Source organism: Bacillus sp. SIMBA_008, from assembly GCF_046535495.1.
GTDB classification, from domain to species: domain Bacteria; phylum Bacillota; class Bacilli; order Bacillales; family Bacillaceae; genus Bacillus; species Bacillus subtilis.
In genome coordinates, this window is the sequence record NZ_JAWRWL010001087.1 from 1 (window position 1) to 244 (window position 244).

Genomic DNA, 244 nt, shown 5'->3' on the forward strand with positions numbered 1-244 from the left:
CGCGGGTTGCGCGAGAACAGGCCGCCGAAGCTGCGTGCGAAGCCGCTGTTGCGCAGGCGATCGCGCCAACCGGGCTTGCCGGCGGGGGCGGGCATGGCGGCGTGGGCGCCGAGGTCGAGCAGGTCGTCGCCGGTGCTGGCCGGCACCGGTTCGGGAGCGACAGAAGCAGGGGCGGCCACGGCCGGCGCCGGCGCGGCAACCGCCTCGGCCACGGGCGTGGACTGGACGGCGGCGGTAGGGGCGT

1 pseudogene is annotated in these 244 nt (G+C 77.9%); it reads right to left on the reverse strand.

Annotated features, from left to right (window positions below):
• Positions 1-244 (reverse strand): annotated as a pseudogene (locus tag SB658_RS26770) (hypothetical protein); the annotation flags it as partial.